Annotated in this window: 14 protein-coding genes; 7 read left to right on the top strand and 7 right to left on the bottom strand. The window is 70.3% G+C overall.

Features of this window, described 5'->3' with window-relative positions:
• Window positions 1-30: 30 nt before the first annotated feature.
• From KUG38_RS04665 to mrdA, 4 genes are all read left to right on the top strand, one after another.
• The gene (locus KUG38_RS04665; RefSeq protein WP_216919433.1) at window positions 31-744 is read left to right on the top strand and encodes a sulfotransferase family 2 domain-containing protein; all 714 of its coding nucleotides are present in this window, start codon (window positions 31-33) and stop codon (window positions 742-744) included.
• A 243-nt stretch (window positions 745-987) separates the two neighbouring features.
• Window positions 988-1,629: a DUF8672 family protein gene (locus KUG38_RS04660; protein WP_233134039.1), complete on the top strand. Its 642-nt coding sequence runs from the start codon at window positions 988-990 to the stop codon at window positions 1,627-1,629.
• Between the two features lie 52 nt (window positions 1,630-1,681).
• The gene (locus tag KUG38_RS04655) at window positions 1,682-2,092 is read left to right on the top strand and encodes a hypothetical protein (protein WP_216919431.1); all 411 of its coding nucleotides are present in this window, start codon (window positions 1,682-1,684) and stop codon (window positions 2,090-2,092) included.
• Window positions 2,092-3,873 (top strand): penicillin-binding protein 2, encoded by a 1,782-nt coding sequence (mrdA, locus tag KUG38_RS04650; protein ID WP_216919429.1) that lies wholly within the window; start codon window positions 2,092-2,094, stop codon window positions 3,871-3,873. Before KUG38_RS04655 ends, mrdA begins: the two co-directional genes overlap by 1 nt.
• A 6-nt stretch (window positions 3,874-3,879) precedes the next feature.
• Here the strand turns inward: mrdA and KUG38_RS04645 are convergent, their stop codons facing one another.
• The 4 genes from KUG38_RS04645 to KUG38_RS04630 form a co-directional block, all read right to left on the bottom strand.
• On the bottom strand, window positions 3,880-5,016 hold the full coding sequence (locus KUG38_RS04645; RefSeq protein ID WP_216919427.1) for a glycosyltransferase family 4 protein: 1,137 nt from the start codon (window positions 5,014-5,016) through the stop codon (window positions 3,880-3,882).
• 10 nt (window positions 5,017-5,026) lie between these two features.
• A complete protein-coding gene (locus KUG38_RS04640; protein WP_094587004.1) occupies window positions 5,027-6,223 on the bottom strand; it encodes an NAD-dependent epimerase/dehydratase family protein in 1,197 nt (398 codons plus the stop codon).
• Between the two features lie 69 nt (window positions 6,224-6,292).
• Window positions 6,293-6,457 (bottom strand): photosystem II assembly protein Psb34, encoded by a 165-nt coding sequence (gene psb34, locus KUG38_RS04635; RefSeq protein WP_216919425.1) that lies wholly within the window; start codon window positions 6,455-6,457, stop codon window positions 6,293-6,295.
• Window positions 6,458-6,514: 57 nt separating this feature from the next.
• A complete protein-coding gene (locus KUG38_RS04630; protein ID WP_502707688.1) occupies window positions 6,515-7,357 on the bottom strand; it encodes a thiazole synthase in 843 nt (280 codons plus the stop codon).
• Window positions 7,358-7,402: 45 nt separating this feature from the next.
• On the opposite strand from KUG38_RS04630, the gene KUG38_RS04625 reads away from it, so the two are divergent.
• Complete coding sequence (locus KUG38_RS04625) at window positions 7,403-7,972, top strand: hypothetical protein (protein ID WP_216919423.1); 570 nt, start codon at window positions 7,403-7,405, stop codon at window positions 7,970-7,972.
• Window positions 7,973-7,990: 18 nt separating this feature from the next.
• On the opposite strand, the gene KUG38_RS04620 is transcribed toward KUG38_RS04625, so the two are convergent.
• From KUG38_RS04620 to rpmI, 3 genes are all read right to left on the bottom strand, one after another.
• On the bottom strand, window positions 7,991-8,554 hold the full coding sequence (locus tag KUG38_RS04620; RefSeq protein WP_216919421.1) for a tetratricopeptide repeat protein: 564 nt from the start codon (window positions 8,552-8,554) through the stop codon (window positions 7,991-7,993).
• 37 nt (window positions 8,555-8,591) lie between these two features.
• Window positions 8,592-8,939, bottom strand: coding sequence for a 50S ribosomal protein L20 (gene rplT / locus KUG38_RS04615; protein WP_015109852.1), 348 nt, complete (start codon window positions 8,937-8,939; stop codon window positions 8,592-8,594).
• Window positions 8,940-9,007: 68 nt separating this feature from the next.
• On the bottom strand, window positions 9,008-9,208 hold the full coding sequence (rpmI, locus tag KUG38_RS04610; protein WP_015109851.1) for a 50S ribosomal protein L35: 201 nt from the start codon (window positions 9,206-9,208) through the stop codon (window positions 9,008-9,010).
• 71 nt (window positions 9,209-9,279) lie between these two features.
• Here rpmI and KUG38_RS04605 point away from each other — a divergent pair, with 71 nt between their 5' ends.
• Both KUG38_RS04605 and KUG38_RS04600 read left to right on the top strand, forming a co-directional pair.
• Window positions 9,280-10,869, top strand: a complete 1,590-nt coding sequence (locus KUG38_RS04605; RefSeq protein WP_216919419.1) for a SpoIID/LytB domain-containing protein — start codon at window positions 9,280-9,282, stop codon at window positions 10,867-10,869.
• 25 nt (window positions 10,870-10,894) lie between these two features.
• Entirely contained in the window at window positions 10,895-12,340 is a 1,446-nt protein-coding gene (locus tag KUG38_RS04600) for a glycosyltransferase family 2 protein (RefSeq protein ID WP_286195630.1), read from the top strand.
• The last annotated feature ends 11 nt before the right edge of the window (window positions 12,341-12,351 follow it).

The raw sequence follows: 12,351 nt of genomic DNA, 5'->3' as shown, positions 1-12,351 counted from the left end.
CTTCAACGGCAACGATGAAAGCGAGTCACCATGCTTTTCTCTCATCAAGGTGAGACATGCCTGTTTATCCATATTCCGAAGACGGGTGGCAATACCATTCAGTCGGCCATCATCGACGCTGGCCTCAGCTGCGATGAGATGGTCAGCGGCGGCTTTCGCGATGGCGTTGATCGATTTGAGATTCGTGGATCTCTGACGCACAGAAAGCATCAGTCACTGTCAACTTACTTGCTGATCAAGCCCTCTTTGAGGGAGCTTAGGATTTTCTCCTGCGTGCGAAAGCCCTTTGAGCGCCTTGTCTCTTTTTACTATTCGCCGCATCGCAATATGGTTCTTGACGAGAGGACGGGAGCCTACGTCTTCCGCCAGAGTCCTGAATTTGTAGAAGCGGACTTCATGGCGATTGTCCACAGCACCATGCCTGCTTTTCAGTATCTGCTGCCGCGTGATATGCGCTTCACGATCAAGGCCATCAAGCGCTTTCCCGACTTGCTTCCATTACTCAAAAGCAGGGTGAGGTCTCGCTACCTGAGCGGTTTGGAGCGCCTTCGGCTGAACGTCTTGCAGACGGAGTCCCTGTCTGTTCAGTTTTCTCAGGCTTTTGGGTTTGAATTGCCTGCAGCTTCCAGGAATGTCAGTCCCTTCCGTGAGGAAGCCCGGCGCGTACTCGACAGCCGTGAGCTGAGGCGTTTCGTTGAGGAGGAATCACTGCACGGGCTGGACCTGGCGTTGTTCTATCCCTGACGCTGATGTCCCCTTGTCCCCAGACCTGCTGGTGAGCCCATCCCAGCCGCGAGATGGCAGGTATGGCGCCGCACTGATCTGGGGCGGCGAGGGCGAGCCTCCCCTTCTTCGCGACCGAGCCCGGTCCAGATGTCTCGGGCGAAACGTTCTGCTGATCGCTTTCCGGGCCCGAAGGCAGCCCCGATCCCCAGGCTGGCCCCAGCGGGCCAACTTCGATAATCTCGGCACCCGGCCGTTTGCTCCGTGCCTCCCGTCTCCCCCGCCGTCGCTGGCAGCCCTGCCGGGGCTGAGCACGACCCCCAGCTGCACCGCCGCCTGCAGCAGGACAGCATCCTGCTGGCCGGCAAGACCGTCTTTCTCAACCCCTTCCTCTATTGGCGTCGTTTCGATGCCAACACCGACCGCTGGCTTCGCGAACCCGGCCAGCTGCCGGAGGAGCAGATCCGCAGCAACCGGCTGCGTTTCTATCCCGAGGTCGACTGGGACGGCCTCGATCCGGCCGACCTGGCGATCAAGGAAGGGGCGGTGGAGATGTTCCTCAAGAGCCTGGAGCTGATCAGCACCTTCAACCCCGACCTCAGCGCCGGCCACCTGCTGGAGGTGGAGCGCAAGATGGCCGTCACCAAGAAGAAGGCCTTCGAGCGCTGGGTGGCCCGGGCCCTCGACCGCCGCGGCAAGGAAAGCCTGAGGGAGCGGCGCCGCTTCGACCGTGACCGCTGGCTGCGGGGCTGGCTGGAGTGGCTCTCCCTCGACGGCACCCGCCAGGCCCTGCTGCCCTTCAGTGTCCTGCTGGTGCTGGCTGTCGGCGGCGGCTGGTGGCTGGGCAGCACCCGCTTCTGCGGCCAGGTGATCGTCGATCCCGGGGTGCAGCGACCCGCACCCTGAGCCGGGCCGTTCCGCACGTCAGACTGGAAAGCCCGGTCCGGGTTCCGACGTCATGGCTGCCGATCCCCTCGATTCCCTGCGCCTGGCTCTGATGCAGGACGTGCTGCCGGTGGGACTGGCGGTGGTGGAGCGGGTCCGCAAGGGGGGGCCGGCCGAGGTGCTGGCCGCCTTCGACGGCACCAGTGCCGATCCCCTCGGCCAGCTGCGGGAGGAAGGGGAGCCCGCGGCCAGCCAGGTGAGGGAGAACCTCGATCGCTTCCAGCCCGGCCTGGGCAACCCCGTGATGAAGGTGGAGGTGCGCGACGTGGGCGCCGAGGAGGGCCCCGCCGGGCCGGGCCCCGGGGCCACCCCTCCCGCCTGGGATGCGGCCCCGCCGCCCAGTCCGGCGGATCCGGCCGAGCTGCTGGCGGCCCTGGAGCGTATCGAGGCGCGGCTGGCCCTGCTCCAGAGCCGACTCGGCTGATGGTGCGCGCTGCCGGCGGCGGGCTCGGGGCCTCCTCCACCCGCCACACAGGGACCGGCCACCAGGCTGCCCTCCTGCTCACCTTCATGCTGCTGATCCTGGCGGCGATTCTCGGGCGCCTCGCCTGGCTCCAGCTGCTGCACGGGGCCGAGAACCGGGCGATGGCCGACGAGAACCGGATCCGCCTGCTGCCGCGCAACCCCGTGCGGGGCCGCCTGCTGGATCGCAAGGGGCGGGTTCTGGCCACCAACCGGCTCACCTACAACCTCTATCTCCAGCCCCTCCAGGTCGACGACCGTGGCTGGCCCGGGCTGCGTGACCGGCTCGCCGGCCTGCTGGGGATCCCCGCCGACCGGCTGGATGCCCAGCGCCGGAGCGGCGCCAATGCCCAGGGCTTCCGGATCCCCCTGGCCCTCTCGCTGACGCCGGTGCAGGTGCTGCGCTTCCGGGAGCAGGCCGGATCCCTGCAGGGGGCGGAGGTGTCCGAGGACGTGCTGCGCGCCTATCCCGACGGCAGCCTGGGGGCCCACGTGATGGGCTACACGAGCAGCATCACCGAGGAGGAGTACGCCGCCCTCCGCGACCACGGCTACCGCATCAGCGATCGCATCGGCCGCAGCGGGCTCGAGAAGGTCTACGAAACCCACCTGCGCGGTGAGTGGGGTGGCCAGCAGCTGGAGGTGAATGCCGAAGGCCAGGTGCAGCGGGTGCTGGGGGACAAGCCCGCCAAGGCCGGCAAGGATCTGCGCCTCACCCTCGATCTCGACCTGCAGCGGGCGGCGGAGAAGGCCCTCGACGGGGTGCGCAAGGGGGCGATCGTGGCGATGGATCCCCGCACCGGCGCCGTGCGGGCGATGGCCAGCCGGCCCAACTTCGATCCCAATATCTTCTCCGACGGCCCCACCACCGCCCAGTGGAACAGCCTCAACCGGCCGGAGGCGCCGATGCTGAACCGGGCCTTCCAGGGGTTCCCGCCGGCCAGCACCTTCAAGATCGTCACCACCATCGCCGGCATCGAGTCCGGCAAGCTCAACGAGAACTCCACCGTGCCGACGGTGGGCTCCTTCTGCTACTACGGCCAGTGCTACGCCGACCACGGCTCCTTCGGCAGCATCGGCTTCCCCTTCGCCCTCGCGGTGAGCAGCAACAGCTTCTTCTACAAGGTGGGGCTGATGGTCGGCCCGGAGGAGATGTTCAAGGCGGCCCGTCGCCTCGGCTATGGCAGCCGCACCGGCAGCGAGCTGTCCGCCGAGGAGTCCCCGGGGCTGCTGGGGGACCCGGCCTGGAAGAAGGAGGTGCTGGGTGAACCCTGGACCCCGGTCGACACGATCACCTCCTCGATCGGCCAGGGGGCGGTGACGGTGACGCCGATCCAGATGGCCCGCCTCTATGCCGCCGTCGCCAATGGAGGCTGGCTGGTGACGCCCCACCTGGTGGAGCGTGACTACCCGCGCAAGTGGATCGGACTGAAGCCGGCCACCCTGCGGGTGCTGCATGCCGGTCTGCGCCAGGCGGTCACCAGCGGCACGGCCACCATCCTCAACGACCCCAGCCTGCCGCCCGTGGCCGGCAAGACCGGCACCGCCGAGGATCCACCCCGTCCCGACCATGCCTGGTTCGGCGGCTACGCCCCGGCCACCGGCACCCCCACCCTGGTGATCGTCGCCTTCGGTGAGAACTCCGGCGGTTACGGCGGCACGGTGGCCGCACCGATGGTGAAGGCCCTGATGACCGTGTGGTTCCGGGGCGTCAAGGCGCCGGTGGCGGCCCGGCCGGGCTGAGGTCCCTCAGGCGGCCTGGGGGAAACGGCCCTGCTGGAGCACCTGGCGGTAGTAGCCCTGCAGCTGGGCGGTGGCCCCGGCCCAGCCCCAGCGCTCGGCTTCCTCGCGGGCGGCCAGGCGCAGCTGGCGGCGGGCCGCCGGATCCCCCAGCAGCCGTTGGACGGCCGTGGTCAGGCTGGCGGGCTGGTCGGGGTCATAGAGGCAGCCGTTGACGCCGTCGCTGACGATGTCGGGAATGCCGCCCCGGTTGGCCCCCACCACCGGGCAGCCGGCGGCCATCGCCTCCAGCAGCACCAGGCCGAGGGTTTCGGTGCTGGAGGGGAACAGGAAGGCGTCGCCGCTGGCGTAGGCCGAGGCCAGCTCCTGGCCGGCCAGGTAGCCCACGAAGGTGGTGGCGGTGCCGTCGAAATGGCGCTCCAGCTGCTGGCGGTGGGGACCGTCCCCCACCAGGGCGAGCCGGGCCTGGGGCATGGCTTCGAGCACGGGCCGGATCCGCTCGATCTGCTTCTCCGCCGAGAGTCGGCCGATGTAGAGGAGCAGGTGGCCGGTGTCGTCGTGGCCGCCGTGGAGCCGCTCGCGCATGGCGCCGGAGGCCAGTTCGGGGCGGAACAGGTCGGTGTCGACGCCCCGCTGCCAGAGGGCCGTGTGCTGGATGCCCCGGGCCGCCAGCTCCTCGACCATGGCGGTGGAGGTGCAGAGGTTGAGTCGGGCCTGGTTGTGGGCGGCCTTGAGCAGTTCCCACAGCAGGGGCTCGAGCATCCCCATGCCGTAGTGCTCCAGGTACTTGGGCAGATGGGTGTGGTAGCTGGCCACCAGCGGCAGGCCGCGGCTCTTGGCCAGCCAGATGCCCCCCAGGCCCAGCACGGCCGGATTGACGACGTGAACCAGATCGGGGCCGAAGCGGTCGAGGGCTTCCGAGACGGCCGGCCGCGGCAGGGCCAGCTTCAGCTCGGGATAGAGGGGCAGCGGCATGGCCGGCACCCCCACCACCCGGGCCCCCATGTAGCCGTCGGGAGCGCCTTCGGGGCAGAAGATCAGCACCTCGTCGCCGGCCAACACCAGCTGCTGCACCGTCTTGGTGAGTCGCGTGACGATGCCGTCGACCTTCGGCAGGAAGGTTTCGGTGAAAAAGGCGATCTTCACGGGGGGGAGATCAGGCGAAGGCCTTGATCGCTTCGGCCTGGCGCTGGGTCCAGGCGGAGAGGCAGGGGATCTTGGAGCGGTCGCAACGGTCGGCCCAGCGGCGGGCCACGTCCACCACTTCGGCCAGCAGGCCGTCATCAAGGGTGGTGGGTTTGAGGCCTAGCTCGATGAAGCAGCGGTTGTCGACGATCAAATCGTTCTCGATCGCCTCCTTGCGGGGGTTGGGCAGGTAGTTGATCTCAGAGTCGGTGAGGGCCGCCACTTTGCGGGCCAGTTCGCCCACCTGGTGACTCTCGGTCATCTGGTTGAAGATCTTCACCTTCTCGCCGGGCTCGGGGGGGTGCTCCAGGGCCAGCTGGACGCAGCGCACCGAATCGCGGATATGGATGAAGGCCCGCGTCTGGCCGCCGGTGCCGTGGACGGTGAGCGGGTAGCCGATCGCCGCCTGCATCAGGAAGCGGTTGAGCACGGTGCCGTAGTCGCCGTCGTAGTCGAAGCGGTTGGTGAGGCGGGGATCCCGCTGGGTGAGGTCGGTGTTGGTGCCCCAGACTATGCCCTGGTGCAGGTCGGTGACCCGGATCGCGTCGTTCTTGTTGTAGTAGAAGAACAGCAGCTGATCCAGCGTCTTGGTCATGTGGTAGACGCTGCCGGGATCCGTGGGGTGCAGGATCTTCTCGGTGAAGCAGGTGCCGTCCGGCTGGGGCACTTCCACCGTCAGGTAGCCCTCCGGGATCGTGGCGCCCCGGTGGGAGCCGTAGCCGTAGACGCCCATCGTGCCCAGGTGCACGATGTGGACGTCAAGGCCGCTGTCGACGATGGCCGCCAGCAGGTTGTGGGTGCCGTTGACGTTGTTGTCGACGGTGTAGCGCTTGGTGGCGCTGCTCTTCATCGAGTAGGGGGCGGCCCGCTGCTCGGCGAAGTGGACGATCGCCTCAGGGCGCTCGCTGCGCAGCAGATCCAGCAGCCGGTCGTACTCCCGGGCGATGTCCAGGTGCACGAAGGTCATGGCCCGGCCACCCACCTGTTCCCAGGCCCGCAGCCGGTCGTGAATCGTGGCGATCGGCGTCAGTGACTCGACGCCCAGGTCGATGTCGATCTTGCGCCGACTCAGGTTGTCGACGATGACGACGTCGTGTCCGGCTTCCGCCAGGTTCACGGCACAGGGCCAACCACAGAAGCCGTCGCCGCCGAGAACGAGAACCTTCACCCCAGACTCCTGAACGAGCAGTTGCTCAGGTGGGCAAGCTACTACAGGCCTCAGAGGCCCCCACCGGCCTCAGCTGATGCCGGCCGCCACCGCCACCATGACGGCCACCAGCACCAGGCCCCCGATCAGCAGGATCCGGTTGGCGCCGCTGGTCTCGCCCTCCTCCTGGAGCACCATGCGGGGCTCCTTGGCGAAGGCGTTGAGCTTGCCGCCGTCTTCTTCAGTGACCTGCATGGCTGGGGATCGGTTTGCGGCAAACCCTATGGAGCGGGCCCGCGATCGGCCCGATCGTCAATGGTTCGTCACACGGCCTTCCAGCGGGGAACTGGCCCGGGCTTCGGCCCGCTGCGGCAGCCGGCCCGCCAGCAGGGCGGTGCGACCGGCCTCGGTGGCCAGGGCCATCGCCCGGGCCATCGCCGGCGGATCGCCCGCCAGGGCGATGGCGCTGTTGATCAGCAGGGCATCGGCGCCCATCTCCATGGCCTGGGCGGCCTCGCTGGGCACCCCCAGGCCCGCATCCACCACCACCGGCACGCGGGCGTTCTCGATGATCAGGGCGATGTTGGCGGCGTTGCGGATGCCCTGGCCCGAGCCGATCGGCGATCCCAGCGGCATCACCGTGGCGCAGCCGGCCTCCTCCAGCCGCTTGGCCAGCAGGGGATCGGCGTTGATGTAGGGCAGAACGGCGAAGCCTTCCTTCACCAGCTGCTCGGCGGCCTCGAGGGTGCCGAAGGGGTCCGGCAGCAGGTGGCGGGAGTCGGGGATCACCTCCAGCTTCACGAAATTGTTGTCCTCCTGGCCCGCCAGGCGCGCCAGCTCCCGGCCCAGCCGGGCCACCCGCACCGCCTCCTCGGCGGTGGCGCAGCCGGCCGTGTTGGGCAGCATCCAGATGCGGCCCCAGTCGATCGCCTCCATCAGGCCGCCATGGCCCGGGGCGCCGCTCTGCACCCGCCGCACCGCCACGGTGACGATCTCGCAGCCGCTGGCCTCCAGGCTGGCCTGCATGGCCTCCAGGCTCGGGTACTTGCCGGTGCCGGTCATCAGGCGGCTGCGGAAGCGACGGCCGGCGATCACCAGATCGTCGCGGGAAGTCAGGGGGGCGATGGCGGTCACGGTCGGGGGCCTGCGGCGCACGGGCGCATCCCGATTAGTCTGCCTTCTGCCCCCGAGACCCACGCCATGCCGGTGCCTCTGGCCGCCGTGCCCCTGCTGCTCGCCGCCAGCCCGGTGCTTGCCGCCAGCCCCATGCCGGCCGATGGATTCGTGCCCTTCACGGCCCCCGAGGCCCAGGTGATCGGCCAGGACGGCGGCACCAACGGTGAGGTGGAGACCTTCGATCCGATCGCCCGGGCCCGGCTGATCGCCGAGCAGATGCCCCGTCGCTGGAGCGGCCGCTACCAGTCCTTCAGCGGCGGGCCCGCCGTGCCCGTGCAGCTGCGGATCGACGGGGCCACCCCGATCGGCCAGATGGTGGACCTGCGCGGTGCGATGGCCATCGGCGGGGTTGAATCTGCGGTGCAGGGCAACCTCAACGCCAAGTCCGACCAGCTCGACCTGCTGGTGCTGGGGGATCCCCTCGGCGGCGCCCTGGAGCCCGGTGGCGCCTTTCAGAGCGTGCAGGGCCTGTCCCTGAGCGGCTGGCGGGCGCCCCGGCTCACCACCCCCGGCGGGCGGCTGCAGCTGGTCCCGGAACGCACCGCCCAGGCCCCCGCCGCCGGAGAGCCCGCCCCGGTGCGCGGCCTCTGGTGAGCCCGGCCGGGCTGGGTCTCAGGAGGCCTTGCCGTTCTCGCCCGCCTGGCGGCCGCTGCGCCGCTCCAGGATCGAGAGCCGCTTGAGGGCCGTCTTGTTGGTGGCCTCCAGCTGCAGCACCTTCTCGTAGAGGCTGCGAGCCTCGTCGGCCTTCGACTGCTTTTCGAGGGCGAAGGCGAGGTTGTTGAGGGCCACCGGATACTCGGCCTTGGCCCGCAGGGCGGCCCGGTAGTGGCGCACGGCGGCGTTGTAGTTGTTCTGGGCCGCCAGGGTGAAGCCGAGGGCGTTCTCCATCAGGGCCCGCGCCTCGGCCGGGGCGTTCTCCGCGTCGGCCAGCTTCAGAGCTTGCTTGAGGTTGACCTGGGCCTCGGCGTACAGCCGCTTGCGCAGCTGCACCGAGGCCAGCTCATAGAGGGTGGAGGCGTCCCTGGTGCCGCCAGCGGCCTTGTCGGTGCCGCCGAGGCGGGCCAGGGCGAGTTCATCGCGCCGCACCCGCAGAATCTGGCGGCCGACCACGATGGCGGCCACGCCCAGCAGGGCGATCAGGCCGAGCAGGTAGGCCTGGGGCAGCAGATCGGTCATCGTGTCCGGCCGGACGGTCGGTGCTGGGGGGACGGCGTCAGTGGCCTGCCGCGGTGGCCACGGCGGTGAAGCTGGCGGGATCGGCGACGGCCAGCTGGGCCAGCATCTTGCGGTTCAGGCGCACGTCGGCCCGCTTGAGGCCGCCGATCAGCTTGCTGTAGCTGAGGCCGTTCATGCGGGCGGCGGCGTTGATCCGGGCGATCCAGAGGCGGCGGAAGTCACGCTTGCGGCGGCGACGGTCGCGGTAGGCATTGCAGAGGGCCTTCATGACCCGCTGGTTGGCGGTGCGGAACAGGCTGCCGTTGCTCCCCTGGAAGCCGCGGGCGAGACGAAGGATCTTGTTGCGGCGTTTGCGGGCGACGTTGCCCCTCTTGACGCGGGCCATGGGAGGTGAGCGGTGGGTGGGTGAGAAAAGACAGGGAAGCGGGAACCCCGGAGGGAGCCCGACCGGACTCAGCCGGCGTAGGGCAGCATCCGGGCCACGTTGTCGTGGTCGCGGTCATCGACCACCGCCATCGTCCCCAGATAGCGCTTGCGCTTGGGGCTCTTGTGATCGAGCAGGTGGTTGAGGAAGGCACGCCGGCGCATGAATTTGCCGGTGCCGGTGGCCTTGAACCGCTTGGCGGCCGCTTTGCGGGTCTTGAGCTTCGGCATCTCGGTAGGCGCAGGCACAAACAAGCACACTACGACGCGGGTGAACCCTCCTCCAACCCCCCGCCCCCTCGATGGCCCTGCGTCCCCGCGTCCTGCCCCGGCTGCTGCTGGCCGCGGCGCTGCTGTTCCCGGTCGGCTGCCGGGCCGAGCAGGGGCCGCCAGCCCTGTCGCCGCCGCCCCCTCCGGACGCCCCGTCCCCTGGGCAGACCAGCCTGATGCACTGGCCGGTGGCCCGTCCTGAGCCGGTCACGGCGGCCCGTCCGGTGCTGGCGGTGGCCCTGGCCGCCCGCCTGGGTCCGGCGCCCGGGGAGGCAGCCGCGGCCCCGCCCCTCCGCCTGCGCGGCAACGGCGGCCTGCTCACCCTGATCGACGCCAGCGGCCAGCGCTTCCAGGCCCCCTCCCTGGCGCTGCACTGGCGTCGGGAGCTGCTGCCAGGGCCCGTGACGCTGCGGCGCCGGGTGCTGGGTCCGTTCGCCAGTTTCGAGAGCGCCGAGCAGGCGGCCGGGCTCTGGCGTTCCATGGGGGTGGCGGCGGTGATCGCCCGGCCCCGTGACTGGGAGGTGTGGGCCCCCGCCGGTGCCCCCGATCCCGCCGGCCTGCCCGAGGGGCTGCGGCTGGGGAGCTACGAGCGGACGGTCACGGAGCGGGTCGGCCTGGAACTGCGCCGGGCCCAGGGGGCGGTGCCCCTGGCCGGGCCGATCCGGATCGAGGCCCCCGGCGGCCTGCTCTGGGACCAGGGGGTCTACGCCGGCCCCTTCCAGCTGCTGAGTGACGCCCACGGCGGCTGGAGCCTGGTGGAGCAGGTGCCCCTGGAGCGCTACCTGGAGGGCGTGGTGCCCCACGAGATCGGGGCCGGGGTGCCGGCGGCGGCCCTGGAGGCCCAGGCCGTGCTGGCCCGCACCTGGGCGGTGCGCAACCAGCACCGCTTCGCGGCGGATGGCTACCACCTCTGCGCCGACACCCAGTGCCAGGTGTACAGCGACCCCCGCCACGCCGGAGCAGCCGTGCGCCAGGCCATCGCCGCCACCCGGCTGGCCGTGCTGATCGGCGCCGATGGACCGATCCACGCGGTGTACCACGCCAGCAACGGCGGCATCAGCGCCGCCTACCAGGAGGCCTGGAACGGGCCGGCGGTCCCCTATCTGAACCCCTTCCCCGACGGCCCCGCCCCCTTCCAGGCCCGCTTCCCGGTGCCCCTGGCGGCCGCGGCCCTGCCGACCCTGCTGCGCGACGGCCAGGCGGCCTGGGGGGCCGACCATCCCGTCTTCCGCTGGCAGCGGCGGCTCACGGCCGCCCAGATCACTGCGGCCCTCGGGCCGGAGCGGGGCGTGGGACGGCCCACCGCCCTGAAGGTGCTGGCCCGGGGTCCCAGCGGCCGGGTGCTGGCCTTGGAGGTGCAGGGAACAGCGGGCCGCACGGTGCTGCGGCTGGATGCGATCCGCCGCACCCTGCGCACCCTGCCCAGCACCCTGTTCACCCTGCGGCCGGAGGGTGAGGGGGCCTGGCAGCTGACCGGTGGGGGCTTCGGCCACGGGGCCGGTCTCTCCCAGCAGGGGGCGATCGACCTGGCCGGTCGCGGCTGGAGTACGCGGCGGATCCTGGCGCACTACTACCCGGGCACCTCCCTCCAGCCCCTGGGAGCCGGCGGCGATTCCCCCTAGAGTCTCCGCCTGGATGAGGTTCACCATGGCTGCCGGCGGCAGTGTCAGCAGCAGTGCCAGCGGCAGCGGCAATGGCAGTGGCAGCGATCAACGCCGTGCCAAGGCGGCCCTGTTCCTCGCCTGCTGCGGCCTGGTGGGAATCGCCCCCCACTGGCTGCCCCCGGGCCGCAGCCTGGTGCCGGCCCTCACCCTGGCGACCCTGCTCGGGGGCTACAGCCTTCGGACCGTTCTGCTGCAGGCCTTCCGCCGCAGCCCCGGCGAGGCGCCCGCGGGTGCGGCCCCCACGGCGGGCGAGGCGGGCACCTGCCCCGCCGTTGATGTGGTGGTCGCCGCCCGTGACGAGCAGGCGGTGATCGCCCGGCTGGTGGAGCGCATCGCCGCCGTGCGCTGGCCCGAGGGCCAGCTGGCCCTGTGGGTGGTCGATGACGGCAGCGATGACCGCACGCCCGAGCTGCTGGCCGAGCTCCAGGGGCGCCATCCCTTTCTGCGGGTGCTGCGCCGACCCCGCGATGCGGGCGGCGGCAAGTCGGGGGCCCTCAATCTGGTGCTGCAGCAACTGGCTGGCCGCTGGATGCTCGTGCTCGATGCCGATGCCGATCTGCAGCCGGATGTGCTGGAGCGCCTCGTTCCCTGGGCGGAGGCCGGCGGCTGGGCGGCGGTGCAGCTGCGCAAGGCGGTGGCCAATGCCGGGACCAACCTGCTCACCACCGCCCAGGCGATGGAGATGGCCTTCGACGCCATGATCCAGGAGGGGCGTCTGGCCAACGGCGGCGTCGCCGAACTGCGGGGCAACGGCCAGCTGCTGTCACGGGACGCGCTCCTGAAGGTCGGGGGCTTCAACGAGGACACCGTGACCGACGATCTCGACCTGAGCTTCCGTCTGCTGCTCGAAGGCCTGCCGATCGGCGTGCTCTGGGATCCCCCGGTGCAGGAGGAGGCGGTGCTGACCCTGCCGGCCCTCTGGCGTCAGCGCCAGCGCTGGGCCGAGGGGGGCCTGCAGCGTTTCTTCGACTACGGCCCAGGCCTGGTCTCCAACCGGCTGGGGTTCAGCCAGAAGCTCGATCTCACCTGCTTCTTCCTGCTGCAGTACGTGCTGCCGGTGGTGGCCAGCGCCGACCTGATCGGCACCCTGCTCACCCGCACGGCCCCCACCATGTGGCCGTTCTCGATCGTGGCCCTGGCCCTTTCGGGCATGGCGATCGCCACCGGCTGCCGCCGGCCGTCGGAGGGCCCGCCCCTGCCGGCGATGAACCCCTTCAGCGCCGGCCTGGGCATCGTCTACCTGGTCCACTGGTTCCTGGTGATCCCCTGGGTGACCCTGAAGATGGCCCTGCTGCCCAAGAAGCTGGTCTGGGTCAAGACGCTTCACCTTGGTGCCGAAAACGGCGAAACCCCATCAGTGGGCTGTCAGAGGGATGGGGCTGGAGAAGCGGAAGCCGGTGATTTGACGACGGAAGTCAGTCAGATTTGATTCTGGGCATG

The sequence above is a fragment of the Synechococcus sp. CCAP 1479/9 genome (assembly GCF_019038535.1).
GTDB lineage: Bacteria > Cyanobacteriota > Cyanobacteriia > PCC-6307 > Cyanobiaceae > Cyanobium.
Note: the sequence above shows the minus strand (reverse complement) of the source record. Positions and strands in the feature narration are given on the sequence as shown.

Excerpts from the sequence above, each read along its gene's own strand:
- KUG38_RS04665 (WP_216919433.1), top strand. The coding sequence starts at position 31 with ATGCTTTTCTCTCATCAAGGTGAGACATGCCTGTTTATCCATATTCCG.
- KUG38_RS04655 (WP_216919431.1), top strand. The coding sequence starts at position 1,682 with ATGGCTGCCGATCCCCTCGATTCCCTGCGCCTGGCTCTGATGCAGGAC.
- mrdA (WP_216919429.1), top strand. The coding sequence starts at position 2,092 with ATGGTGCGCGCTGCCGGCGGCGGGCTCGGGGCCTCCTCCACCCGCCAC.
- psb34 (WP_216919425.1), bottom strand. The coding sequence starts at position 6,457 with ATGCAGGTCACTGAAGAAGACGGCGGCAAGCTCAACGCCTTCGCCAAG.
- KUG38_RS04625 (WP_216919423.1), top strand. The coding sequence starts at position 7,403 with ATGCCGGTGCCTCTGGCCGCCGTGCCCCTGCTGCTCGCCGCCAGCCCG.
- KUG38_RS04620 (WP_216919421.1), bottom strand. The coding sequence starts at position 8,554 with ATGACCGATCTGCTGCCCCAGGCCTACCTGCTCGGCCTGATCGCCCTG.
- rplT (WP_015109852.1), bottom strand. The coding sequence starts at position 8,939 with ATGGCCCGCGTCAAGAGGGGCAACGTCGCCCGCAAACGCCGCAACAAG.
- rpmI (WP_015109851.1), bottom strand. The coding sequence starts at position 9,208 with ATGCCGAAGCTCAAGACCCGCAAAGCGGCCGCCAAGCGGTTCAAGGCC.
- KUG38_RS04605 (WP_216919419.1), top strand. The coding sequence starts at position 9,280 with ATGGCCCTGCGTCCCCGCGTCCTGCCCCGGCTGCTGCTGGCCGCGGCG.
- KUG38_RS04600 (WP_286195630.1), top strand. The coding sequence starts at position 10,895 with ATGGCTGCCGGCGGCAGTGTCAGCAGCAGTGCCAGCGGCAGCGGCAAT.